Below are 23,683 nucleotides of genomic sequence, written 5' to 3' on the forward strand. Positions count from 1 at the left end.
GGATCGAGTCTGTATTATCCGGTCATTCATAGAGTTAGCTAGGAAGTGTGTCCCGAATGCGTCTTGAAGTCAGCTGTGAAGACCGCCTGGGCCTGACCCGGGAACTGCTCGACCGTCTGGTGGAGCACAACATCGATCTGCGCGGCATCGAAATCGATACCTCAGGCATCATCTATCTCAACTTTCCCGAGCTGGAGTTTCGCGATTTTCAGCACCTGATGCCTGAGATCCGCCGCATTCCCGGCGTCTATGACGTCAAGACCATCCCCTACATGCCATCAGAGCGTGAACACCACGAGATTGAGGCCCTGCTCAAGGCGCTGCCGGATCTGGTCTTCTCTCTCGACGCCAAAGGCAAGGTGACCCAGGCCAACCAGTCTGCTCTGACGACCCTGGCCCTGCCGGTGGAAGAGATACGTGGCATGGCCCTTGGTTCTCTGGTCAAGGGGTTCTCCTTCAGCCGCTGGCTGGAGGCGAGCGAAATCAAGCCGCAGACCTGCAAGCTCAGCTTCAACGGCGAAGAGTATCTGGCGGATCTGATGCCGCTGTTCGTGGCCGAAGAGAAGGGCCGCCAGGCCCTGGCCGGCGCCGTCGTGGTGCTCAAATCTGCCCGCCGGGTCGGCATGCACTTCAGTGCCTTGCACGCGGTGGAAGTGGGGGGCTTCGAGCACCTGCAGGCCGAGAGCCAGAAGATGAAGCAGGTACTGGTAGAGGCGAGCAAGCTGGCGATGCAGGATGCGCCGCTGCTCATCGTCGGCGAGACTGGCACCGGCAAAGAGCTGCTGGCCCGCGCCTGCCACGGTGCCAGCCTGCGCTCCAGTCACCCTTTCATGGCCCTCAACTGCGCCGCCATGCCGGACAACGTGGCCGAGAGCGAACTGTTTGGTTACGCCCCCGGTGCGTTTGGCAACAACACCGAAGGCAAGCGCGGCGTGCTGGAGCTGGCCAGCGGCGGTACCCTGATGCTGGACGAGATCGGCGACATGTCTGCCCATCTGCAGACCAAGTTCCTGCGGGTGCTGCAGGACGGGGTCTTTCGCCGGGTCGGTGACGAGCAGGAGGTGAAGGTCAATGTGCGCTTCATCTGTACCACCCAGAAGCAGTTGCTGGATCTGGTGCACGACGGCAAGTTCCGGGAAGATCTCTACTATCGCCTCAACGTGTTGAGTCTGGCGCTGCCCCCTCTGCGCGAGCGCAAGGCGGACATAATGGCGCTGGCCCAGCAGTTTGTTTCCCGCTTCGCCAGCGAGTTGCAACGGCCCAGACCGCGCTTTACCCGCAACATGGCCGAGTACCTGACGGCCTACCGCTGGCCCGGCAACGTGCGTCAGCTGCGAAACTGCCTCTACCGCGCCATGACCTTGCTGGAAGGGGACGAAATCGGTCCGGAGCACGTGGATCTGCCGGTGGCCGCCGATGCCATGCCGCTCATCGACGAGTGGTTCGAAGGGGGCCTGGACGAGGCAGTGAAACGCTTCGAGAGCCGGCTGCTTGAGCGGCTCTATCCAGCGTTTCCTTCCACTCGTCAGCTGGCCAAGCGCCTTGGCGTGTCGCACACCGCCATCGCCAACAAATTGCGTGAATACGGGATCAGCAAGAAGTAAGCGAATGAATTCAAGTGATATATCGAGGCTCACGCCAGCGTGGGCCCTCTTCTTATAGCGACAATTGCTGGCGCACCCCCTTGCTCTGTCGATGTTGCCTTGTCATGCTGCTGACAAGTTCAATACCACATTCATCCGGATCTCCCTGAACGGGCATCAGCCCTTCAAATAGACCGCATGTTCAATAAGCGCAGGCATGATGCACTTTTTTTCTCTGACCCGGTCCCTGGCGTGGTTGACGCTCCTGTTCTGCTCGCTGGCGCTGGCCCGCGAGCACCTTCCTTTGACCTCTGCCGAGCTGCGCTCAGAGCAGGTGCGACAGACGGTGCTCGACATACTCAGCTACACCCGCTGGCCCACCGAGCCAGAGGCGCTGCGCTTGTGCATCGCCGCGCCGACGGAATATGCCACAGCGCTGTTTGCCATCAAGCAGCAGGCCAATGGCCGGCCGGTCAGTGTACGCCGTTACGATGTCGAGGATGAGATGCTGGGGCGGCAGTGCGATGTGCTCTATCTGGGAGTGCTGGCGCCAGAGCGGCGCCTGCCATTGTTCCAGCGGCTGCGCGGCCATGCGATTCTCAGCATCAGCGAGCAGAGCGCCGAGTGTACCGCCGACGCCGTATTCTGCTTGCTGATAGGGTCGGAGCGCATTCGCTTTCGGGTCAATCTGGATGCCCTCGCCAGGAGCGGAGTGCGGGTTCACCCCGCCGTGCTGAAGCTGGCCAGGGCGGATGAGGAGACACCATGAAGGCGTTTTTTCGTTCACAGGCGCAGCGGCTCACTTTGCGACAGAGCTTGGGACGCACCCATATGGTGACGTCCCTGACCGCTGTTTGTATGGCCGGTCTGCTGTTGACCTGTATTGCTTTGCTGGCCTTACGTATCTATGCGGACCACAACCTTGAGCTGGTGGCGCGTGCCATCAGTTACACCAGTGAAGCGGCCGTGGTATTCCATGACGAAGAGGTCGCCAAAGAGGCGCTGCAGGCCATTGTCACCCACGAGGATGTAGCACTGGCCAGCATCCTGTTGCCCAATGGCAGACCGCTGGCAAGTTGGAGCCGGGCCATGACCACCCCCTGGTCTGGCCTTGAGCAGTATCTTGCACAGATCATCCTGCCTGGCCCCATCGAGCAGCCCATCATGCGGGGCGGCGTCGAGATAGCCCGCGTCCATCTGGTCGGCCACGGTCAGTACCTGCTGCTGTTTCTGCTGCAAACCCTGATGGCCATGCTGGTCTGCCTCATCCTCAGTGCAGTGGGGTCGCTCTATGTGGCGCGCTGGATGCAAAACTCCATCACTGTGCCGCTCAAGAAGCTGGCTCAGGTGGCCCACAGTGTCAGTCGTCAACGTACCCTTGCCATGCGGGTGCCCGAGGCCGACATCGCCGAGTTGCACGAACTTGGCCAGGATTTCAACTCCCTGCTCGATGAACTGGAGGCCTGGCAGGCCCACCAACGGCGGGAGAACGCCAGCCTGCTGCATCAGGCCACTCATGATGCCTTGACCGGTCTGCCCAATCGTGCTCTTTTTGAGGCTCGTCTGGATCAAGCTGTGACCACGGGCCGTTTGCAAGAGGAGCGGTTTGCGCTGCTCTACCTCGACTGTGATCGCTTCAAACAGATCAACGACACCCTGGGCCATGCCGCCGGGGATGACGTGCTGATCGCCTTGGCCAGACGGGTACAACATCAGCTTCGGCCGATGGATCTGGTATGTCGGCTGGGCGGCGACGAATTCGCCATCTTGCTGACACCTCTGTTGCAAGAGAGCGAAGCGCAGGATGTGGTGTCCCGCATCCAGCTGGCGATGGCCGACCCTGTGGTACTGGGGGATGGTCGTCAGCTGGTGGCCGCCATCAGCATAGGCCTCGCCGTGTATCCGGATGAGGGACTCACTGCCGGTGAACTGTTGCAGCAGGCTGACAATGCCATGTACCAATCCAAACGGCTGCGTCGGGAGCTTGCACTTCATGACCAGCTGGAATTTGATGTTTCTGCTGAGGAAAAATAACAATGAAGATCACTGTCCTGATGAAAACCGGCCTGATCGGCCTGCTGTTGAGCGTGTTGGCGGGCTGTCAAAGTGCCCCTCGCGGTCTGACGGCGGAGCAGATCGGCGTACTCAAGGAGCAAGGCTTTCGCCTGACCGATGAGGGTTGGACTCTGGACTTCTCCAACCGTGTGCTGTTTGCCAACGATTCGGAAACCCTCAACCCTGACACCCGTGTCCTGGTGGAAAAGCTGGGCATGACCTTGCTGGGGGTTGGCCTGAACAAGGCGCGGATCGATGGTCACACCGATTCCAACGGACCTGAGGCTTATAACGATCAGCTCTCTTTGAAACGGGCGAAATCGGTGGCCGATGTGCTGGTGTCGGTCGGCATGCAGCCGGCCAACCTGGACATCCGTGGCCGCGGTGAACGGGATCCGGTGGCAGACAACAAGACGGCTGCTGGTCGGGCAGAGAACCGCCGCGTTGGCATCATCATCAGCAACGAATAAGCCGGTTGTGTGGATAAAAAAAGAGCGCCTGATGGCGCTCTTTTTTGTGGCTGACCCGCTTGCTGCTCGAGTTGTTTGCAGCCGTGGTGACTGCTCTTGGCAAAATGATGGAAAAGGAGGATGAGTGCTGGCCCGACATGGCTTGTCTCAGCGCCTTGAAAAGATAGAATGGCGACCGACCAGAGGGAGAAATCTATGTTTCGTTTAGGGCTCATCATTAACCCGGTCGCCGGCATTGGTGGCGCGGTTGGTCTCAAGGGCAGTGACGGTGTGGTGGCTGAAGCGCTGGCTCGGGGGGCTGTGCCCAAGGCGCAGGAGCGGGCACGACAAGCCTTGTTGCCCCTGTGTGACCTTGCCACCCCATTTGAGCTGCTCACGGTCGCAGGCGAGATGGGGGCTGATCTCGCGGCGTCTCTTCAGTTGCCTTGTCGCATAGTCTATCAGCCCGCCGCAGGGGCCACCACGGCGGCTGACACTCGCACCGCCGCCGACTTGATGCGTGCGGCCGGCGTCGATCTCTTGCTGTTTGCCGGTGGCGATGGTACGGCGCGGGACATTTGCGCTGCTGTCGGGGAATCCTGCCATGTGCTCGGTATTCCGGCGGGCTGCAAGATCCACTCCGGCGTTTACGGCGTGACCCCCGCGGCCAGTGGTCGCGTGGCCGCCCGCATGATCGCCGGCGAATGGCTGAGTCTGGTGGATGCCGATGTGATGGATATCGACGAGGAGGCATTTCGCCTGGGCAAGGTGCGAGCCCGCCACTATGGCCAGCTGCTGGTACCGGGGGATCTGCGCTACGTGCAGGCGGTCAAGCAGGGGGGGCGGGAGTCCGAAGAGCTGGTACTGGCAGATCTTGCCGCGGGTGTGGTGGAGCAGATGGAGCCAGATACCCTCTACCTGATGGGCTCCGGCAGCACTGTCGCTGCCTGCATGGCGGCGCTGGGGCTGGAAAATACCTTGCTCGGCGTGGATCTGGTGGAAAATGGCCGGCTTATCGGGCAGGATCTGTCCGCCGCCGAGATCCTGACCCGGATCCGCGGTCGTCGCTGTCGTCTGATCATTACCCTGATCGGCGGTCAGGGACATCTGTTCGGGCGCGGAAATCAGCAACTGAGTCCAGAGGTGATCCGGGCTGTCGGGCTGGACCAGATCCAGGTCCTGGCTACCAAAGCCAAGCTGGCTGCCCTCGGGGGCAGGCCGCTGCTGGTGGATACCGATGATCCGGCACTGAACCGGTCGTTAAGTGGTTATCTGCGCATAACCACGGGATACAAGGATCAGGTCATCTACCCGGTGGCCAACCCGGAATAGGACATCAAGGATGCGGCTGGCCCTTGCGCCAGAGAGCCGCGATCAACCTGATCGCGATTCCACTCCCCCGAATTATTTTGCCGGCAATTTTTTGCCAGCCACTCTGAAAATGAGGCTGCGTTACATGACGATTCATGAATTTGAGCACAAGTTGTTGGGACTGATAGACGCCATGGTGGCCACGGCGACGGAAGATGAGCTGTTTGCAGGGGGCTATCTGCGCGGTCACATTTCGCTGGCAGTGGCGCGTGCCGAGCTGGAGGGCAAGACCCTGGTGCGGGATGTAAAGAGTTATGTACTGCGTAGCCTGAACGAGGCCATCCTGGAGGGGGAGCTCTCTGAACAGGATGAAGAGCTGGTACAAGCCATGTGGCAGCGTCTGCAACAACAAGCAGAAGCTTGATCGAATACACATTTCAAACAGAAGTTTTAGTTGACGCTTCCCTGAAGTTAGTGAAAGGTTAATAATAAGTTTCGCCTTTTGTTTCAGGGATTAAACTATGGCTTCTTCCTCACGTATTGCCAATAAACTGCCGCTCGAGATGCTCTACCATTGGGAGCGGCACTGTCCTGACCGAGTCTATCTTCGTCAAACCATCAACCGCGAATACGTCGACTTTACCTGGGGTGAAGTGGCTGACGAAGCGCGACGCATGGTGACGGCGCTGCGCCATCTGGGGCTGGAGCCCGGTGACAAGGTGGCCCTGCTCTCCAAGAACTGCGCCCAGTGGTTTATCGCCGATCTGGCCATGCAGATGGGGCAGTACGTGAGCGTGCCCATCTATCCGACCGCCAACGTCGATACCATCGAATATGTGCTGCGTCACAGCGAAGCCAAGGCGATCTTCGTCGGCAAGCTGGACGACTGGAAGAGCCAGGAGGCGGGTGTGCCTGCCTCATTGCTGCGCATTGCCATGCCCTATGAGACCATGCCCGCCAGCCATCAGTGGGACGATCTGCTGGAGGCGCACGAACCAATCTCCGACAGCCCGGAGCAGGTGCCGGATGCGCTGCTGAGCCTGGTCTACACCTCAGGCAGTACCGGCAAGCCCAAGGGTGCCATGTTGAGCGTCGAGCGTTATGCCTGGTCCTGTGAAAAGCTGGTGGAAGCGGTGGAGCTGACCGCCACCGATCGCGGTTTTTCCTATCTGCCGCTCGCCCATATCACGGAGCGGGTTTACATCTATGGCGGCAGCCTGTTCAGCGGCGCCACCATCGCCTTCCCCGAGTCGCTCGACACCTTCATTGATGACGTCAAGCGTTGCCGTCCCACCGTCTTTATCTCTGTGCCCCGGCTGTGGGCCATGTTCCGCATCAAGATCCACGAAAAGCTGCCCCAGAAGAAGCTGGAACTGCTGCTCAAGATCCCGTTTGTCTCGGGTCTCATCAAGGGCAAGTTGCAAAAAGGGCTGGGGCTGGATCAGGCGCGGGTGCTGGGTTGCGGCTCGGCGCCAGTGTCACCGGCCCTGCTGCAGTGGTACAACAGCATCGGCATCAAGATAACCGAAGCCTGGGGCATGACGGAGAACCACGCTTTTTCCACCCTCAACTACCCCTTCCGCGCCGACAAGATAGGCACGGTCGGCAAGGCGGGGCCCGGGGTGACCATCAAGATTTCCGATGAGGGGGAGATCCTCTGTCGCTGTGAGGGCATGATGCTGGGGTACTACAAGGATCCTGAACACAGCAGCGAAGCCATCGATGCCGACGGCTGGCTCCATACCGGCGACATGGGCAAGCTGGATAGAGAGGGCTATCTCACCATCACAGGTCGCATGAAGGATGTGTTCAAAACCGCCAAGGGCAAGTATGTGGCACCTGTGCCCATTGAAGGCTTGCTGGGACAGGAGCCCATCATAGAGCAGCTGTGCGTGATTGGTTACGGTATGCCCCAGCCCATTGCGCTGGTGCAGCTGGCCGAGAGCGCCATGAAGGGTAATCGGGAAAGCATCAATGCCCAGCTGGAGGCGGCGCGCAACCGGGTCAACGATCAACTGGAATCTCACGCCAGAATTCGTGGCATCCTGGTGGTGAAGACGCCCTGGAACATTGAAAACGGTGTACTCACCCCCACCATGAAGATCAAGCGCCACCTGCTGGAGCAAAAATACGCAAACATCGGCGAGCAGTGGTCCTCCTCCCAGAGCATCATCTGGGAATCCTGACAGATTGACGTGACTCAGCGATCAACTGCAACAACAAGGGGAGCCAATGGCTCCCCTTGTTGTTGGGCGTCATGTACCTCAGACGGCCTGGTATTCCAGCTCGACCGAACCCAGCGCCTTGAGGGTGGACTGGGCGGAATCCCGCTGGCTGATCTGGCCGTTTTTGCTCTCCAGCAGCACGGCGCGACGGATGCTGGCGAGATCTTCGCCGCACAGCACAGCGTGGGCGCAAGCCATCTGCATCGGAGGGAGGCTTGGGTTGAAGGCGGCGTTCTCGGCGTAGCGGCCGCAGAAGATGCGGCCGTCCTCGAACTGCAGCGCCACCGCGGCATAGCCCTGACTGTAGGGAGCATAGCTCTGGCGGGCGGCGGCCAGCGCGGCCTGCCACAGGGGGTCGTCGCTCTCAAGCTTGAGCTCGTCGTGGGCCTGGGGGCTCATCAGGGCATCGGTGATGTCGAGATCGGCGGGGCCGAAGGAGTGAGGAAGGAAGGACTGCAGCTCGCTCAAGTCATCCGGCAGGGAGACCTTCAGGGTCTTGGCGGTGCTCAGCTCGTTCATGAACTGGCGGCAATGGCCGCAGGGGGTGTAGTTGACCGTGATCTCGCTGATCCCTGTCTCACCGCCCAGCCAGGCGTTGGAGATGGCGGACTGCTCGGCGTGGACCGAGTGGAACAGCCCCTGGCCCGCAAACTCCATGTTGGCGCCAAAATACCAGCTGCCGCTCAGGCCGCAGGCGATGGCGCCGACGAAGAACCTGGAGATGGGGGCGACCGAGCAGGCGGCCGCCAGCGGCAGCAGGGCCAGGCGCAGGGCCCGATCGTCGAGCCCTGTGGCGGCTTTCAGGGTCGCCACCTGCTGTGGCGTAAAACGGGCCTGGAAATCGTTGTCCAGCATGGGCAGCAGCGCCGCTTTGAGCGGGGCGGACAGGGTATCGAGTGGCTTGGCAAAACGGGGATGCATAGTGTGTCCTCAAAGGCCAATTGGGGGGCCATTGTAGGGAGCAAGCTCGGCAAAATGTGTGAGCGCGCTCACGCCCTGACGGGCAAAAGGAGGAGGAGGATAAAGGAAACGTTTGTCTTGCGCAAATTGTGCGTCAGCTCGCACAGTGGCGGGCCAACAGGCCCGCAGCGCCAGTAAATGGGTGACCCTCAGGTCAACCAGTGATAAAGAGCAAACAGCAGGGGGGCAACGGCGGCGGTGAGGATGCCGCACACCACCATGGCCAGTGACGAGAAGGCGCCCTGGGTAATGCCCTTCTCGGCGGAGGTGGCGGTACCGATGGCGTGGGCACAGGCCCCCATGGCGAGTCCCTGGGCTTCAGGATCTGTGACCCGCATCAGCGTGAGCAGCGGGTACCCGATCAGAGCGCCGACGATCCCGACCACCACCACCACGGCCGCCGCTATGGCGGGTATACCGCCGATGGACTGGCTGACGCTCATGGCAAGCGGGGTTGTGATGGACTTGGTGGCGAGCGATGCCAGCAACGTCGGGTCGGCGCCCATAAAATGACCGACAACCAGAGTAGTGCAGACCGAGATCAAGACGGAGGCCAGAGTACAGACCAGGATGGGCTTGAGCCTGGCCTGGATCTGGCGGGCCTGTTGATACAGCGGCAGCGCCAGTGCCACCACGGCGGGTTCCAGCAGGGCCGTGATAGGGAGGGTGCCACTCTCGTACTGCTCAAGGGGCAGATCCAGCCAGAGCAGCAGGCCTATGATGACGGCGGTGGGCACCAGCACGGGATTGATGATGGGCCAGGGCAGACGGCGATAGAGGGCCCGGGTGGCAAAATAGAGTGCCAGGGTCAGGGGAATGGCAAGCCAGAAGATCATTTGTTCATCCTTTGGTACAGGCGCCCGACAGTGCCCAGGATCAAGACTATCCCCAGTACGATACAGAGCATGATGAGACCGAAGGACTGGCGCAGGGGCTCAAGCCAGGCGACCAGGCCAACGGCTACCGGCACGAACAGGACGCCCATATGCCGCAGCAGCAGGCCAGCACCGAGCTCGACCCAGTGCAGCTTCACCAGCTGCAAGGAGAGCAGCACGAACAGCAACAGCATGCCGATGATGCTGCCGGGGAAGGCAAAAGGCAGTATGGCGGCCAGGGTTTTACCCACCAGCAGGCAGGCGACTATGACCATGAAGTCGCGAAGGTAGAGCAAGGCACGTTGCGCAATCACCTGAGCCTCAACTTGGAAACTGTGAATGAATGGGCAGTTTACCAGAGAGGCAGAGGCGCGGCATTAAAACAATAACAGCTGAAATTAGTTCGATGATGGCTGATTTCATTGAAGATTCTTTGATAGCAGATCTTTCTGAACCATGGATTTTCAAGACCATGGCGTGCTGAACACATATTTTTCAATAACCAATCACCAATAACAAGGAGTAGCCATGACATCCCTCTTGTCCCGCGTGCGTCAACTGGCGGCCGATAGTGATCTGCCCCCTCAGTTGTTGCAGACCCGTCAGTGGGACGGGTCCCTGTGCCGGGTCCGGCTCGACAACACGGGCAGTGACGATACCCGGGTCGCTCGCTGGGTACTGTTTGATGGCAAGCTCGGCCTCCCGCTCGATACCCCTCTCTATGGCGAAGGATTCCAGATGCTGGCCCAGACCATGGGCAGCTGGCAATCCCCGCAACCTGTCGGCCGTTGCCCCGATTCAAGCGCCTATCGCATCACGGACGATGATGGCTATCACACAGTTCATAACCTGTTGCTGGTGGAGCATGACAAGGGCTGGCTGCTGCTCGCCTTTGCTAGTTGTCACCGTTTTGGCGGCGAGTTTCGCCTCTACCCGGATGGCCGCTTGCAGATCCTGATGAACTGCGAAGATCGCCTGTTGTCTGCCGGCCAGCACTGGCAAAGCGAGGCGCTGATCTGCCTGGAAGGGGCTGACAGGGAGGCGCTGCTGGCCGAACTGGCGGAGCGGATCGCCGCCGAACACGGCTCGCTGATCGGTCAGGTGGGCGAGCGCCCCAATGGCTGGTGCTCTTGGTATCACTATTATGCGGACGTCAGCGCCGATGACATTCGCGAGAATCTGGCGGTGCGTGCCGAGCGTTTCCCGGCTCTGCGCTACGTGCAGATCGATGATGGCTATCAGGCAAAAATGGGGGACTGGCTTGCTCCTTCGCCCAAGTTCGAGCAAGGGGTGGCTGCGCTGGCGGCCGAGATCCACGCCGCCGGGTGCGAGCCCGCACTCTGGGTCGCCCCTTTTATTGCCGAACCAGGTTCGCAGGTGTTTCAGGAGCATCCCGACTGGTTCGTGAAGGGGGAAGATGGCCTGCCGCTGCCCTCCGAGCGAGTCACCTATGGCGGCTGGCGCTGCACCCCCTGGTACGTACTCGATGGCACCCACCCCGAGGTGCAGGTTCACCTCGAGGGCGTGTTCCGCACCCTGCGCGAGCAGTGGGGCATTCACTACTTCAAGCTGGATGCCAACTTCTGGGGCGCCATCCATGGCGGCCGCTTTCACGACACCTCCGCCACCCGGGTGGAAGCCTATCGTCGTGGGATGGCGGCTATCTTGCACGGGGCGGGTGAGGGGGCTTTCCTGCTTGGCTGCAACGCGCCAATCTGGCCGAGCCTGGGACTGGTACACGGCATGCGGGTGAGCGACGACGTGGAGCGCAATGGCCACCGTTTTCGCCAGATCGCCCGCGAGGTCTTCTGCCGTGCCTGGCAGAACGACAGACTATGGGTGCTCGATCCTGACTGCATCTGCCTGCGGGATCTGCCGAGTCAGCAGGCCAGCCCTGTGGATTACAGCTTCCATCTGGCGGCGCTGGTTGCAAGCGGCGGCATGATGCTGGCAGGAGACAGACTGCAAGCGCTTGATGGTGAGCAAGGGGGGCAACTGCAAAAGCTGCTGGCCTTGTGTGCAGTTAGAGCCCCGTCTGCCCGTTTCGAGTCGATGGAGTTTGTCTGCGGCGAAGTGGTGTTGCCTGAAGGGGGCAGCCTGCTTTGCCTGTTCAACTGGGAAGCGCAACCCCAGGAGTGCCTGTTGCCGGAAGGTGGGAAGGATTTCTGGGACGAGGGCGCCATCGGTACCTCGCTCACTCTGCAAGGGGGCGAGGGGCGGGTGATCCGCTACCTCTGATCCTTTGCTGCCATAAACAATTCAGGCTCCCATCGGGAGCCTGAATTGTTGGTAAATCCTGTCAATATACCGACCGCGTGAGGTCAGTAACGCCACTCGAAGCCGATGGCGTAGTTGGCGGCGCCATAGCCGGGGATCTCGTTGCTGGAGAGCAGCGCCTTGAAAGTGAGCCGGGCGCTAAGCGGGATACCGAGCCCCAGGCCGATGGCGACCTCATCATTGGGGTTGCCAATCACGTCGGCCCGGATCATGCGATAGAGCGACAGATCCTTGCTCATGTGCACATAGCTTTGTGAACTTTGGTTATAGAGCTGACCAAAAACCTCCAGCTGGAAACCGGCCTGGGGGGTAATGGCCAGCGGCACCCCCACAAAGTTGTAGAGATCGGAGCGGTTGAAATAGCTGTTGGTGATCTGGGGGGTGAAGTCGGTCTGCTGGTAGAGGTGGTTGAAGTTGCTTTCGATCAGTTGATAGGTTTGCTGCGGCAACCGCAACAGGTAGTCGGGGACATCAAAACGTACTGCCGCCATGCTGGCCGATGGCAGCAGGGAGCAGACGAACAAACCGAAACCGGGCAATCCTGAGCGCATCAGATGAAGCATCTCCAAGGGTCGATAGCCAAACACAGTCAATGCAATGTTAGTGCACAAATAGTTGAAATTTCGGGAGTCTTTACTCCCCTGCCCATTATGAATGGGGTGAGGGGAGCATACAGTCATTTAACTGTGAAACCGATCACATCTCATAGATCTTCGAGGTAGCGATAGAGACTCTTGAGAATCGCAAAGTTCCGTTCGTTCCCCTGATTCTGCTCCGCCAGTGCCTCGAGACGAGGGGCATAGTCCGGCAGGCGGCGGCTGAAATAGTCGCTGCAGTGCAGACGCCAGCGTTTTTGCTCCGCCTCGCTCAGAGTGTGGGGCCAGTTGCGGGCGCGGTAGCGAAACAGCATCTCTGGCAGTCGCGCATCTGTGAAGGCAAACTCACGCTCACCCAGCAGATCGGCCGGGGTGGCCCGCACCAGATCCATGGTGGACTTGTCGCCGTGGCCGAAGAAGCCGGCGTAGAGCTGGGTATCGGGGTCCGGGTCATTGCTGCCCGCGAACTCCTGATTGAACACCTCCACCAGTTTTTCACGCACCTCGGGGTGAGCGCGCAGCAGGTTCAGGCTCTTGCGGCACTGCTCCCGGTCGATGGTGAGCTCATCGGCACGTTCCGGTGTCAGGGTGGCGGCTGGCGCCAGCACAGGGCACTTGTTGATGTGCACCAGTTTCACCGGAATGGCGGCCAGTTCCCCCAGCTCGTCCTTGCGGGTATAGAGCCGCTCGCGGATCTCCTCGCTGGAAAGCTCGATGAGCGGGGTCGGGTCGCGGGTCAAATCCACCATGATCACCGCATTCTGGTTGGTGGGGTGCCAGGCGAGTGGCGATACCCAGCTCACGCACCCCTGCCAGGGGGAGAACATGCCGGAGACGTGGACCAGCGGCTTCATGGTCACCACATCGATGAGCGCCTTGACCTTGTTCTTGTTGCGCAGGGCAAACAGGTACTCAAACAGCTTGGGCTGGGCTTTTTTCACCAGCTTGGTCATCTCTATGGTGGCCAGCACGTCCGAGAGCGCATCGTGGGCATTGGCGTGGGACACACCGTTGGCTACCGTGAGCTTTTCGAGGCGAAAACTTGGCTTGCCCTCCTCATCAAAGGCCCACTCGATCCCCTCCGGGCGCAGGGCATAGCAGGCCCGCAGCATGTCGAGGATATCCCAGCGGGAATTGCCGTTTTGCCAGGCGTAGGCGTAAGGGTCATAGAAGTTGCGATAGAGGGTGTAACGGGTCACCTCGTCATCGAAACGGATGCTGTTGTAGCCCAGCACGCAGGTATTCGGTGTAGCGAACTGCTCGTGGATCTGGCGGATGAAATCTGCCTCGCACAGTCCGTCTTTCATCGCCTTTTGCGGCGTGATGCCAGTGATGAGGCACGCCTCCGGATCCGGCAGATAATCCGCCGGCGGCTTGCAATAGATGACCAGTGGCTCGCCGATGATGTTGAAATCCGCATCGGTACGAATACCGGCAAACTGCGACGGCCTGTCCTTCGCCGGACTGATCCCGAAGGTCTCGTAATCGTGGAAATAGAAAGTAGGATTTGTCTGCTGGCTCATTTCGTGGTTCTGAATTGTGTTTATATGCTTGAAAAACAAGTCGTTATACGGTGCGTCATCTCAGATTGTCTCACTTTGTCCGATCTTGATTCAGTCCGTTTCAGACCAGTTTGGTACGTATCTGCGTACAGGTCAGGACGCGTTAATGTGTCAGTGAAAAATCAGATGACCAATCACAGGAGAGTCATATGCCACTTACTGATGCGAAGCTACGGGCCCTCTATGGTAAGCCCTACTTTGGCAAGACGGAATTGTCAGATCGTGATGGATTGTCAGCTCGGGTCACCGAGCGTGGCACCATTTCATGGCAATATCGCTATCGCTGGCAAGGAAAGGCGGCGAGACTCAAAATTGGACGCTATCCCGACCTTAAACTCGCTGATGCCAGGGCATTGATCCCTGCTATCCGTGGTGCACTGGAGCGTAACGAACACCCCAGAGTTTTCTGGGATAAGCTCCACCAGAAGCATAATGTCACACTTAAACAGTGCTGCGAGCATTTTCGTGAGCACCATCTGCCGAAGCTGCGGCCCCGTACGGTCATGCTCTATGAGCATACCATGCAGCGCTATTTCGAACCTCTGTTTATTGGTATTCCGGTGGAACAGATCCCGTTTTCCAGCTGGCTGGAGTGGTTTGATAAAATTGGCAAGAAAAAGCCCAAAAATGCGGGTCATTTATTGCGCAGATTAAAGTCCATTCTTAGCTTTTGTATTCGACGTAATCTCATTGGCGGCTCCCCGGTGTTGCAATTACGCACCGAAGACGTGGGCTCTCAACCTGAGAGAGGCACTCGCGTACTGACCATGCGTGAACTCGCTCAGATTTGGATTGCATTTGAACAGAGTAGGGCCAGCCGCGGATTAAAATTGGCCGCCAAACTGGTGATCCTGCTTGGCTGTCGCAGTGGTGAGGCATTGGGTGCGCAGTGGAGTGAGTTCAATATGGAGGAGCAAATTTGGACGGTTCCCGCTTCTCGTGCCAAAAGTGGGGCGCCAATACGTCGACCTATTCCTACCCGGGTGATGCTCTTGCTTCAAGAAGCGGCGGCGAAATCTCGGCTCAAGGGCGGCCCTGTATGTCGCTCACCGGTGAATCCAAAGATGCCATTAAGTAGTGCATCTCTCATCCAGCTAGCAGAGCGGGTGAGAGATAAACTGGATCTGCCGTATTGGCGTATGCATGACATGCGTCGGACGCTGAGTACGCGTTTATCGGAAGAACGCGTCATGCCACAGGTAACCGAGAAAATGCTTGGCCACCGAATGGCGGGTGTGATGGCTATTTACAATCTTCATGATTGGACCAATGAGCAACGTGAGGCATATGAGTTATGGGATAAAAAATTAATGGAAGCTGTAAAATCCTTGCAGGAACTAAAAATATAACCGAACCATAAAATGGTGTAATTCATCATCTAAGATGAGTGCTTTTCACTTGATATCCAGCTATTTACCGCAGCGGTCGAATAAAAGCCTTTGTTGAGAGGTGGTGGGAATTTGTTTTCTTTAATCCATCTATACAGCGTCGATCTAGATATGCCAAGTTTTTTTAATAGTGTTTTGGTTCTTATTAGTGCTGGTTCATTGTTGTTCATATAGCCTCCTATTTTTTTAGGAGGTTAAACATGATTGCTATATGTGTCAATTTGCCATATTTTTAGACGGCTTGCTTTTATGATATAGAAAAACAAGTCGTCATTTTCATACTGCTAAAATCAATTTAATAATTGTTTTTGTGTATTATAAAAGCAATGAAAATGGCTATGGAACAATATGGCTTATGGTCATGACATGTAAATTTCAATAACATTTTTGGCTCGTTTTAGCTCTCGATGGTTGGGTATGGAGTGTGTTCGTGTTGTTAAGTCAACGGGTGGCTCTATTCATTATTGGTAAAGTTGTAAAAGTGATTGGCTAGGTTAGCCCCGAGGGGGTAATAAAGTGGGTGTTAAGCAGAGAGTTAATAAAGTCTTTGTGTTTCATGGGATTGTTAATCCGTTCACAAATCATGACGTTTTTTTAAAAACATCATGTCACGCATTGCAAATTGGATTCGTTGGAGTATTGTTTGCGGTTTCATATGGTTATACTAGTTCCGGAGAAACTATTGATGTCAAAGCTACTCCTTATGGCTGCAACCTTAGTTGCAAGCAATGCGGTGATGGCCACTACGGTTATTGATGTAAACGTAATGCTTCCTAAATCCATCGTTGATCAAGATGGTGCCGAAAAAGTGTTTAACACTATTCACCAGCGCGTAGCGGCTATGGACGAGTATTACACTAGTCAGCGCACCGGCATCGTCAAAAATGGCAATCCTGAGAACCTGCATTTCGAGGTGAAGCAGATCCTCGTTATGAGCGATACCGTCCTGCACCCGACGTGTAAAACAGGCTACTCAGCCGCGGTTGTTCTGCTCAACGAAAAGGTTATCGGTGTTCGTAGCTCTTATGGCCCGAACTTCGGCATCATGGCGCCTCCACTGTGGGACGGTGTATGCACCAACGAGCAGGACATTCAAGACCTGACCTTCGCTGCGTACAGCTCTGGTGCCGACATGTGGATTTCCACCAAGGGCGGCACTGATGGCAAGTTTGATGGGATGGCTACTTCCGGCGCTGATTTTATGGTGAGTCGTTATGACACTACCGCTGATACCTACGCACATGAAGCCTTCCACCTGTTCGGCGCAGAAGATCTTTACAACCGTAAAGGTGCGGAAGGATTCTGCGACCAAGGAGGCATCTGGGCTGGTCGTCTGATGTGTGGTTACGGTGATCTGGCCAAGAACAACATGTTCGGTGGCAGTCCTTCCGCCATTGACCAAGGGGATATTTACCCTTACGGCCCAAGCGAGAGGTATTTACTCCAAAACTTCTACAACAACCCTGACAGCCCTGATGCCGCTCGCCTGTTGACGATGCCTGATGGCAACCTCCGTGCTTACTACGGATGGACAAAAGGCACTGGTGCAGGCGTCATGCCGAGTGCGGATGTTGCTGACCGCACTTTCACAATGAAAGTAGACAGCACTACCCTGACCAATGCGAAGCCGTATATCGACGTTACCATCACTGCCTCCGGTACTGATGCAGCAGGCAAGCGCCTCTCTGTTGAACTGTATAGTGAATCAGGTAGCGCTGTAGTGGGTCAGCACTACAATGATGGTATCTCGCAACTGGTGCGCTTTGACCCTACGACTGGACAGACTGCTCTGGATGCTACGGGCAACCCGACCTACACAGTGCGCGTGACAGCTCGTGACCTGGCGTTCGTCGGTGCCAAGAACTTCACCCTCGGCCTGCGTAGCGGTACTGGCGGTAATGTGATTACCCAGCCAATCGTTATCACTGTTCAAGGTGCCAACACCGATGATGGTCGCAACGATGGCGGCGACAATGGTGGCGGTGGTTCGACAGGACCGATCTCATTGCTGACTTTGGTTATCTGCGGGTTGGTTCGCCGGCTTAAAATGTGTTGATAAGCCTTGTACCAATACCTTTTTCATCATTATGGCAAGGTGGTCAAGCTGCGTTGGCATGGTGAGTCGCCAAAGCACCCAGATGTTATGAGTGTTGCCGGGAATCATTACGGGCGTCCCCAAAACACGAATTCCGATTAAACGATTTATTACAGTCAAGGCTCCCGCCATGTCGGGAGCCTTTCTTATTTCTATCTCCCTTTGCCGGATGTGTGGAGAAGTCGGACATCATGGCGCCAGGGTTAACTTGGTCGCATTTGTAGGTCCGCACTCTTGAGCTTGAAGGTACAGCCTTGCTGGATGAGCTCCTCCCGGTTGGCCAGTACCAGCGGGTAGAGCAGGGGATGTTGTTGGTGTTCACCGTTATAGCTCACCTGCATCCGCTCCAATGCGTAATGCACCAAGGGGATCCGTTGGCGGATCAACAGCTGTTTCCCTGTCATGGCATAGTCTCTGGCAATGATGGCCTGTTGTCCTTCACTGAGCCCTGGATTGGGAACGACTACCGCAGTCACCTGGGTGTTCCACTCCAGATCCTGATCCCGGCCGTGAGGGGAGGCATCCAGCAGATCCGGTTCGCCGCGAAAACGACTCATCACAAAGTCTAGATATTCCCCTTTCTTCTCGCAGTAGGCACGTACGTGCCAGCGGATCCCGTCATAGACCAGAGTGTGAGGCACGATATTGCGGCCACTCTGCTCCTCTGAACTGAGTGATACGTAATCGACATCGACCCGCAGTTGGCCGCGCGCCGCTTGCACCAAGCCACGCACGATTTTCGGGTCGATATGGCGGTTTGGCACATCCAGGATTTCGATATGGCCGTAGCGCAGATCCATCAGCGGCAGTGTCAACAGGCCCGCTTCATGTTGTCGCTGGTGCTGCTTTTCACGGTGTAGCAGCATCAGGTATTCGTCTACCTTGCCTTCACTAAAGCGCGGGACAAAGTGCTCTGTGGGTTTGTATCCCTTCAGGCTTCTGTCATAGACCAACCCTTCCGGTGAGTAGTGGGTCAGGTAGTGGTTGATATCCCGTGACGCCTGTTGGCGACCAATATTGAAGGCGGTCATCAAATGATTGGTGGTCAGCCGTCCCTCCCACTGCAAGACGATCTCCAGCAGACGAAAACGCAGGGTTTGATCCCAGGTGAGCTCTTTGGGTGCCATACGTGCTCCAAAATGCGACATGTTTATGTAACCAGTATCGGCATGAGTATACAAGCTACATATAATGAGTCCATCGAAATGAGCGCCAAAGGAGCATGTCATGAACGGGAAGCTGGATAGTGCATACAGCCATCACGCCGCGTGCCGGATGCAGCAGCGCGGTATTTCACCCGAGCTGGTGGACATGCTGCTGAGCATCGGACGTTCTTCTTATCACCAGGGGCGCGAGCTGGTTTATCTCGACAGCAAAGGAGTTACGATGCTGCGAGCCGAGTACGGAGTGCCAGCGGAATGCTGCCAGCGGCTGCGCCGTCACTATCTGGTCCTGCAAGACGGCGAGATTGTCACCGTCGGTCATAAAACCACTCACTTCAAACGCGATCGTCACTGAGGCGCTATGAACTCAAGTCTGTTATCAGGTCAGGCGGCCATGCCCCTGATCAAGGGGATCTATTGCCTACTGTCAGCCGAGCGGGCTAAGGAGCTGACCGCTCTGCTTGCCAAAGACGCGTTTCACCAACAGGGTGAGACTTCACCGTTGGCGGTGGTGACGGCATTGGCTATCCATGTCGAGCAACATAGGCTGGAAAGCACGTCACTGCCCATCTATCTGGGGCGTGAGCAACTGATGGCCGGTGCTGCCGATTTGCTGGGGGAGGATGCCAGCTTCGAAGATCAGGATGCGTTTCGTTTGTTGGCGCTGCTACTCGACAAATTGCTGCGAGGAGGGCGCGGTAGCCGTCAGGCCAAGCTGGATGGACTCACGCCAAGCGTGATGGAGTAGCGGGCGCTGGCTGCCCGCTCCCCGAATAGCGGCGCTGTGGTGCGCGGCAGCTGGCGGCGCAAGTCACGCAATCAGCTGGGCCATGCCAGCTGGCTGGATGTGGTAGAAGCCGCCCTCTGGTGCTTCTGGCATGGTGACGATTTGGCAAGCGGCGAAGTGCTACTCGGTGTGCTGCTGGGCAGGGATGATCGGGTGCGGTTGGTCTATGGTCTGTTAGTTGGTGCTTTCTACATGGATGAGTCCTTCAGACTCGGATAAGGTTGTTTTAATGCTGCAGCAAGAGATTGAAATATAAAACAAAAATGAACTTCTGCAGTTTGTGACCACGAACTTCTGCATGCTGTGTTTCACATATGAAATAGCTGGACGGGTCTGGCTTGGATCTATTACGGCAAAAGTGGATGAAGTCCTGACGGTCAAGTTACTCAAACGAACATCGTTGCTATTTGTAGCAATAGCCCTCAAATTTCATATTGTCCCCATTGTGTACCACACCCATCTGCATAAGATACATAAGCTAATATAAATCAGTCTATTAAAAATAGGCATATTGCAAAATGTAGATAATGGGGGGGCTGCAATGGCTTTTTGTGCACGAGCGGTGAAGCTATCTTTACTCACCATGCTTCTGTTACTCCGCGCTTCAGCACTATGGATACGAAAAACAGGTCTTAGATAGTGTGTTCACGGGAATTCAGCATTGATGAGTGCTGTGTCTATTTTTGATGCTCATATTCTGTTTTCTTCATATTTTAATTCAAGATTAAAATAGAGGCCGCATTTATATGTTATCAACAGTGTGATTTTGATACCTACTATAAGTATTAATCTGATAGCTAACTAAAATAGTTAGCTACAGGGTGATGATAAATAAAGAGATCTGAACCATCACTCAATATTTTCAATATGGTTCTCTAAATGGGTAATATTCATCCTGAGATACAGATACAGATACAGATACAGATACAGATGTAAATGAAGAGCAGGATGAAAAGATGTTTTTTTGAGCATCGATCAAGGTAGCGTCGAAGACTTCATAATATGCATAAAAAAGCATCCACGATAAGGGGTTCGTTTGAGGTGCAGCAAGGTGTCCTGGTTATAATTAATGGTATCCCATTGTACTATCGTTGAACAATGCTTGGAGGTGAGTGTTGGAGTGGCTTATTTTGCATAAACACCCACTAAAATCTCATTTTTAATGGTTTTAGTGAATTGTCTGTGTAGCAAGCCGGTTCAGCAAGGCGTTGTGTAGAAGTGTCTGCCACCATATGGCAGCGCCAAATGTTCATTGCCATATAATGGCACGGATTTTTGACATTGAGATAGTAGTTTTACTAGCTTAAGACTTTGTTTTTTAAAGAGCTATTATTTAATGGTTAGGGTTTGTGTACATGATAAAACCATAGCGATTTGCATGCAAAAATCTGGAAAAATCTCCGATAAAAATTGCCATAATATGGCAATGGCCTCGCTATATGCCATCAAGCAAGGCCTGTCATTAACTTGCATGGAGGATGGTGTTTTAATGGTGGTAGCTTGGTTTGTTGATGTCGCTTGCTGCACAACAGTTTGTTGAAACAGGGCGTGATATAGAATTTTTTCATGCGGCTGCATTGTGTTAATTTTTAAGGGAGAAATTCTACGAAAACGAGAGATAACAACTTTTATTTTAATAATGGGTCTAAGGTCGCTTGGGAGTTAGATAGCAATCGATTTGCTATTTATTTAGAACGAGTTTCTTTACTGGTAATGGCGAAATAAAAAGCAACTCAGAGCGTAACAACTCTGTCTGTTTCAATGTTGTTGGTGGGGGTTGCCATGTGTAACTTAATAGTTTTTAACTGCTGCGAGGATAAGTTAACGTCACGGAAGATCTCATTCATAATATTGCATCTAAATGATTTAAAACTGCATGGGAACACAGAGGGTAATAGTAAGCGCTAAGCATTCTTTGTATCTTAACTTGCCAAATAAATAGTAAGTGAGTTCGGCGGCTAAGCTGTGGATTAAGCTCTGAAGTTCAATGCCAGATTAAAAATCAGGTATCTTCGAACAATTTATCAAAAACGACCTGAGGTTGTCTGAACTCCAGACATTTACGGAGCTTTGTGTTAAGCCTTTTTTCGAATCCTGAAAGTACCTTCTCTGTCACCAATCTCAAATAATTATCTTTGGGCACATACTGCCGCAGCAAGCCATAACTGTTCTCATTTTTGCCGCGCTCTCATGAACAATAGGGGTGGGCAAAATAGATCTGTACCATCAGCTCTGCGGACACCCGCTCGTGTTCAACAACCTCGGTTCCATTGTCGACAGTAATCGTATGAACATGCTGATAATGGCGTCAGCCACCGCATTGGCCGTCTTGTTGTGAACATATATCATCAGATGGAACCTGCTTTTACGCTCTACCAAATTGACGATGGTGCCTATCCCTTGTTTGCCCAGGACGGTATCGTAACCCCTTGGTCAACTGCTGGTATTTTATGATGTATCAGTTTTTCTTTGGCAAGAAGAAGCGTACAAAAATAGGCAGTTGACCTCATCTCGCCTATGTACCATGGGCATTGCACTTATTATCTGAACTCACGTAGTTATGTCTTATTAACTCGTTAGACATGCTTTTATTTATTTCATTGACAAGCGTTTCTTTATTTATAGGTTTGGTGATATATCCATTCATACCATGGGACAGATAGTATTGCTTGGATTCAGGCATGGCATCAGCCGTCAGTGCGATGATGGGAATATGTGCCCACTGCATCTGAGAGGTACGGATCCGGGTGGTTGCCACCAGTCCATCCATCACTGGCATCTGGACATCCATCAAGACCAGATCAAATGCTGTGTGACCCAGTTTTTCCAGCGCCTCTTCACCCTGAACGGCCAGTGTGACGTGATGGCCCACGGAATCGAGCATGGCGCCGATCACCTTGCGGTTGGTGGCATTGTCATCAACCAGCAAGATGCGATAGCTTTCCTGATCCATCGGTTTGTATGGCAGGCAAACAATCGATGGGGTCGTGGCTCTGGTGGGCCAGATATAGGTAAAGGTACTGCCATGCCCTTCGTTGCTTTCTACCGAGATATCACCGCCCATCAAGCGCGCTAGGTTACGGGATATTTCAAGACCCAAGCCCGACCCACCATATTGGCGGGTGATAGACACATCCGCCTGGGCGAAACGTTGAAACAGGTTCTTCAGCTGATTTTTGCTCATGCCGATCCCGGTGTCTTGAATCGAGATGCGTACCGAGTGGCGATCCTGCGCTAACAGGGTGCTATCAACGTGGATCTTGACTTCACCCTGATGGGTAAACTTGATGGCGTTGCTCACCAGATTGAAGAGGATCTGGCGCACTCTCAGCGGGTCGATCATCAACCACCCCGGCGTATCGGGGGCAACGGTCAGGGTCAGCTTGATCCCTTTTGCATCGCAGTTGCTCTGCATCAGGGCCCGAATATCCTCCAACAGCTGGGGCAAGTGATGGGGGGTTAGTTGCAGCTCGATCTTGCCCTCTTCCAGCTTTGATACATCCAGAATGTCGTTGAGCAGGCCTAATAGATGGTTAGCCGATTCGCGTGCCGTCTCTAGGTAGTCTCGCTCCCTCGGATCCATATCCCTGTCGGCCAGCAGTGAGAGCATGCCGAGAATGCCATTCATGGGGGTGCGAATCTCATGGCTCATATTGGCCAAAAAGCTGCTTTTTGCTCTTGTGCCAGCCTCTGCCGCCTGGTTTGCTCTGAGCAGTTTGTCATTGAGTTGCTGCATCAGTTTGTGTTGTAGAAACGAGATGTTCATTTGCCGCCAGATCAACAGGGCGAGCACAAAGAGCAGCGTAAATTGCAGGGTCGCGATGAGCGTCGTCGTGATGATCTGCTGCCTGACGCTGTCGCGGCGGGCCACATCAAACAGGGTCGCCTGCTGGTTCACCTCCAGGGTCAGCTGATGCAGCAGGGGGAGCAGTGAGGCGAGCTGTTGGCGCAGCTCCTGATGGGCAAGATTGTCCAGCGTTTTGGTGGCATCCGGGCCAAGCCAGATATCCGCCAGTGAGATGTAGTGTCGTATAGCTTTGCTTGCCTGCTGGTAGATCTCTGTTTGTTGAAGCAGATTTCGATCCTTGCTCTCCAGCACCAGATCCATACGGCTGACCAGAATATCGTATCTGAGCTGGAAGGACGGTTGCGGCTCATGGAGCAGTGAGCTCTGAAAACGCAGCGCTTCGTTATAGAGCTGGAAATAGTTCCACATCACGTTGTCTTCGCCCTGGCTGGTGCTGCGTTGCAGATCCTGAAATTGCCGGTACTGGATGGTACCAATACCGGCAAAGGCCAGGAGCAGTACGCAGAGCACCACAAACAAGAAACGTTGACTGGCCGCCATGGAACGCAT

At 55.4% G+C, this 23,683-nt stretch carries 21 protein-coding genes and 1 pseudogene; 13 read left to right on the forward strand and 9 right to left on the reverse strand.

All coding sequences use genetic code 11. The annotated features are described in order from the left end of the window. Positions 1-56: 56 nt before the first annotated feature. The 7 genes from tyrR to AACX78_RS11030 all read left to right on the forward strand — a co-directional run bounded on the left by tyrR (position 57) and on the right by AACX78_RS11030 (position 7,584). Positions 57-1,604: a transcriptional regulator TyrR gene (gene tyrR, locus AACX78_RS11000; protein WP_021139596.1), complete on the forward strand. Its 1,548-nt coding sequence runs from the start codon at positions 57-59 to the stop codon at positions 1,602-1,604. A gap of 196 nt (positions 1,605-1,800) precedes the next feature. After that, the gene (locus tag AACX78_RS11005; protein WP_159166209.1) at positions 1,801-2,352 is read left to right on the forward strand and encodes a YfiR family protein; all 552 of its coding nucleotides are present in this window, start codon (positions 1,801-1,803) and stop codon (positions 2,350-2,352) included. Continuing rightward, positions 2,349-3,617, forward strand: coding sequence for a diguanylate cyclase domain-containing protein (locus AACX78_RS11010; RefSeq protein ID WP_159166210.1), 1,269 nt, complete (start codon positions 2,349-2,351; stop codon positions 3,615-3,617). The genes AACX78_RS11005 and AACX78_RS11010 overlap by 4 nt, the downstream gene beginning before the upstream one ends. A gap of 2 nt (positions 3,618-3,619) precedes the next feature. Beyond that, the gene (locus AACX78_RS11015) at positions 3,620-4,108 is read left to right on the forward strand and encodes an OmpA family protein (protein ID WP_021139593.1); all 489 of its coding nucleotides are present in this window, start codon (positions 3,620-3,622) and stop codon (positions 4,106-4,108) included. A 195-nt stretch (positions 4,109-4,303) separates the two neighbouring features. Then, the gene (locus AACX78_RS11020) at positions 4,304-5,419 is read left to right on the forward strand and encodes an ATP-NAD kinase family protein (protein ID WP_159166211.1); all 1,116 of its coding nucleotides are present in this window, start codon (positions 4,304-4,306) and stop codon (positions 5,417-5,419) included. 124 nt (positions 5,420-5,543) lie between these two features. Beyond that, positions 5,544-5,822, forward strand: coding sequence for a YfcL family protein (locus tag AACX78_RS11025; RefSeq protein ID WP_034523848.1), 279 nt, complete (start codon positions 5,544-5,546; stop codon positions 5,820-5,822). A gap of 97 nt (positions 5,823-5,919) precedes the next feature. Next, positions 5,920-7,584, forward strand: coding sequence for an AMP-binding protein (locus AACX78_RS11030; RefSeq protein ID WP_159166212.1), 1,665 nt, complete (start codon positions 5,920-5,922; stop codon positions 7,582-7,584). A gap of 78 nt (positions 7,585-7,662) precedes the next feature. Here AACX78_RS11030 and cdd read toward each other — a convergent pair whose 3' ends face one another. From cdd to AACX78_RS11045, 3 genes are all read right to left on the reverse strand, one after another. Continuing rightward, on the reverse strand, positions 7,663-8,544 hold the full coding sequence (gene cdd / locus AACX78_RS11035; RefSeq protein ID WP_159166213.1) for a cytidine deaminase: 882 nt from the start codon (positions 8,542-8,544) through the stop codon (positions 7,663-7,665). Between the two features lie 188 nt (positions 8,545-8,732). Next, positions 8,733-9,419: an LrgB family protein gene (locus AACX78_RS11040; RefSeq protein ID WP_059112396.1), complete on the reverse strand. Its 687-nt coding sequence runs from the start codon at positions 9,417-9,419 to the stop codon at positions 8,733-8,735. Next, positions 9,416-9,772 carry a CidA/LrgA family protein gene (locus AACX78_RS11045; protein WP_005310798.1) on the reverse strand — a complete coding sequence of 119 codons (357 nt, stop codon included), beginning with the start codon at positions 9,770-9,772 and terminating at the stop codon, positions 9,416-9,418. Before AACX78_RS11045 ends, AACX78_RS11040 begins: the two co-directional genes overlap by 4 nt. A gap of 214 nt (positions 9,773-9,986) precedes the next feature. Here AACX78_RS11045 and AACX78_RS11050 point away from each other — a divergent pair, with 214 nt between their 5' ends. Then, the gene (locus AACX78_RS11050) at positions 9,987-11,696 is read left to right on the forward strand and encodes a glycoside hydrolase family 36 protein (protein ID WP_159166214.1); all 1,710 of its coding nucleotides are present in this window, start codon (positions 9,987-9,989) and stop codon (positions 11,694-11,696) included. Positions 11,697-11,779: 83 nt separating this feature from the next. On the opposite strand, the gene AACX78_RS11055 is transcribed toward AACX78_RS11050, so the two are convergent. Next, a complete protein-coding gene (locus AACX78_RS11055) occupies positions 11,780-12,286 on the reverse strand; it encodes a hypothetical protein (RefSeq protein ID WP_005310800.1) in 507 nt (168 codons plus the stop codon). A gap of 152 nt (positions 12,287-12,438) precedes the next feature. Beyond that, positions 12,439-13,854, reverse strand: coding sequence for an exodeoxyribonuclease I (gene sbcB, locus AACX78_RS11060; protein WP_159166215.1), 1,416 nt, complete (start codon positions 13,852-13,854; stop codon positions 12,439-12,441). Positions 13,855-14,042: 188 nt separating this feature from the next. Between sbcB and AACX78_RS11065 the strand changes: the two genes are divergently transcribed. Next, on the forward strand, positions 14,043-15,242 hold the full coding sequence (locus tag AACX78_RS11065; protein ID WP_159166216.1) for a tyrosine-type recombinase/integrase: 1,200 nt from the start codon (positions 14,043-14,045) through the stop codon (positions 15,240-15,242). A 29-nt stretch (positions 15,243-15,271) separates the two neighbouring features. On the opposite strand, the gene AACX78_RS22180 is transcribed toward AACX78_RS11065, so the two are convergent. Continuing rightward, positions 15,272-15,451, reverse strand: coding sequence for a helix-turn-helix transcriptional regulator (locus AACX78_RS22180; protein WP_083221109.1), 180 nt, complete (start codon positions 15,449-15,451; stop codon positions 15,272-15,274). A 515-nt stretch (positions 15,452-15,966) separates the two neighbouring features. On the opposite strand from AACX78_RS22180, the gene AACX78_RS11070 reads away from it, so the two are divergent. Further along, positions 15,967-17,337 carry an SVAGG family GlyGly-CTERM protein gene (locus tag AACX78_RS11070; RefSeq protein WP_159166217.1) on the forward strand — a complete coding sequence of 457 codons (1,371 nt, stop codon included), beginning with the start codon at positions 15,967-15,969 and terminating at the stop codon, positions 17,335-17,337. Between the two features lie 242 nt (positions 17,338-17,579). On the opposite strand, the gene AACX78_RS11075 is transcribed toward AACX78_RS11070, so the two are convergent. Then, complete coding sequence (locus tag AACX78_RS11075; RefSeq protein ID WP_159166218.1) at positions 17,580-18,503, reverse strand: WYL domain-containing protein; 924 nt, start codon at positions 18,501-18,503, stop codon at positions 17,580-17,582. 100 nt (positions 18,504-18,603) lie between these two features. Here AACX78_RS11075 and AACX78_RS11080 point away from each other — a divergent pair, with 100 nt between their 5' ends. From AACX78_RS11080 to AACX78_RS11090, 3 genes are read left to right on the forward strand one after another with little or no spacing between them, the layout of a single operon-like run. After that, positions 18,604-18,894 (forward strand): DUF4258 domain-containing protein, encoded by a 291-nt coding sequence (locus AACX78_RS11080; RefSeq protein WP_159166219.1) that lies wholly within the window; start codon positions 18,604-18,606, stop codon positions 18,892-18,894. Positions 18,895-18,900: 6 nt separating this feature from the next. Next, the gene (locus AACX78_RS11085) at positions 18,901-19,287 is read left to right on the forward strand and encodes a hypothetical protein (protein ID WP_236556323.1); all 387 of its coding nucleotides are present in this window, start codon (positions 18,901-18,903) and stop codon (positions 19,285-19,287) included. Between the two features lie 39 nt (positions 19,288-19,326). Continuing rightward, complete coding sequence (locus tag AACX78_RS11090) at positions 19,327-19,545, forward strand: ADP-ribosylglycohydrolase (protein ID WP_236556324.1); 219 nt, start codon at positions 19,327-19,329, stop codon at positions 19,543-19,545. A gap of 1,783 nt (positions 19,546-21,328) precedes the next feature. Here the strand turns inward: AACX78_RS11090 and AACX78_RS11095 are convergent. Both AACX78_RS11095 and AACX78_RS11100 read right to left on the reverse strand, forming a co-directional pair. Then, positions 21,329-21,747: pseudogene (locus AACX78_RS11095) on the reverse strand (IS30 family transposase); the annotation flags it as partial. Between the two features lie 94 nt (positions 21,748-21,841). Beyond that, a complete protein-coding gene (locus tag AACX78_RS11100; RefSeq protein ID WP_159166220.1) occupies positions 21,842-23,683 on the reverse strand; it encodes an ATP-binding protein in 1,842 nt (613 codons plus the stop codon).

Source organism: Aeromonas sp. 9A, from assembly GCF_963900955.1.
Classification (GTDB): domain Bacteria; phylum Pseudomonadota; class Gammaproteobacteria; order Enterobacterales; family Aeromonadaceae; genus Aeromonas; species Aeromonas salmonicida.

Excerpts from the sequence above, each read along its gene's own strand:
- tyrR (WP_021139596.1), top strand. The coding sequence starts at position 57 with ATGCGTCTTGAAGTCAGCTGTGAAGACCGCCTGGGCCTGACCCGGGAA.
- AACX78_RS11005 (WP_159166209.1), top strand. The coding sequence starts at position 1,801 with ATGATGCACTTTTTTTCTCTGACCCGGTCCCTGGCGTGGTTGACGCTC.
- AACX78_RS11010 (WP_159166210.1), top strand. The coding sequence starts at position 2,349 with ATGAAGGCGTTTTTTCGTTCACAGGCGCAGCGGCTCACTTTGCGACAG.
- AACX78_RS11015 (WP_021139593.1), top strand. The coding sequence starts at position 3,620 with ATGAAGATCACTGTCCTGATGAAAACCGGCCTGATCGGCCTGCTGTTG.
- AACX78_RS11020 (WP_159166211.1), top strand. The coding sequence starts at position 4,304 with ATGTTTCGTTTAGGGCTCATCATTAACCCGGTCGCCGGCATTGGTGGC.
- AACX78_RS11025 (WP_034523848.1), top strand. The coding sequence starts at position 5,544 with ATGACGATTCATGAATTTGAGCACAAGTTGTTGGGACTGATAGACGCC.
- AACX78_RS11030 (WP_159166212.1), top strand. The coding sequence starts at position 5,920 with ATGGCTTCTTCCTCACGTATTGCCAATAAACTGCCGCTCGAGATGCTC.
- cdd (WP_159166213.1), bottom strand. The coding sequence starts at position 8,544 with ATGCATCCCCGTTTTGCCAAGCCACTCGATACCCTGTCCGCCCCGCTC.
- AACX78_RS11040 (WP_059112396.1), bottom strand. The coding sequence starts at position 9,419 with ATGATCTTCTGGCTTGCCATTCCCCTGACCCTGGCACTCTATTTTGCC.
- AACX78_RS11050 (WP_159166214.1), top strand. The coding sequence starts at position 9,987 with ATGACATCCCTCTTGTCCCGCGTGCGTCAACTGGCGGCCGATAGTGAT.
- AACX78_RS11055 (WP_005310800.1), bottom strand. The coding sequence starts at position 12,286 with ATGCGCTCAGGATTGCCCGGTTTCGGTTTGTTCGTCTGCTCCCTGCTG.
- sbcB (WP_159166215.1), bottom strand. The coding sequence starts at position 13,854 with ATGAGCCAGCAGACAAATCCTACTTTCTATTTCCACGATTACGAGACC.
- AACX78_RS11065 (WP_159166216.1), top strand. The coding sequence starts at position 14,043 with ATGCCACTTACTGATGCGAAGCTACGGGCCCTCTATGGTAAGCCCTAC.
- AACX78_RS22180 (WP_083221109.1), bottom strand. The coding sequence starts at position 15,451 with ATGAACAACAATGAACCAGCACTAATAAGAACCAAAACACTATTAAAA.
- AACX78_RS11070 (WP_159166217.1), top strand. The coding sequence starts at position 15,967 with ATGTCAAAGCTACTCCTTATGGCTGCAACCTTAGTTGCAAGCAATGCG.
- AACX78_RS11075 (WP_159166218.1), bottom strand. The coding sequence starts at position 18,503 with ATGGCACCCAAAGAGCTCACCTGGGATCAAACCCTGCGTTTTCGTCTG.
- AACX78_RS11080 (WP_159166219.1), top strand. The coding sequence starts at position 18,604 with ATGAACGGGAAGCTGGATAGTGCATACAGCCATCACGCCGCGTGCCGG.
- AACX78_RS11085 (WP_236556323.1), top strand. The coding sequence starts at position 18,901 with ATGAACTCAAGTCTGTTATCAGGTCAGGCGGCCATGCCCCTGATCAAG.
- AACX78_RS11100 (WP_159166220.1), bottom strand. The coding sequence starts at position 23,683 with ATGCGTTCCATGGCGGCCAGTCAACGTTTCTTGTTTGTGGTGCTCTGC.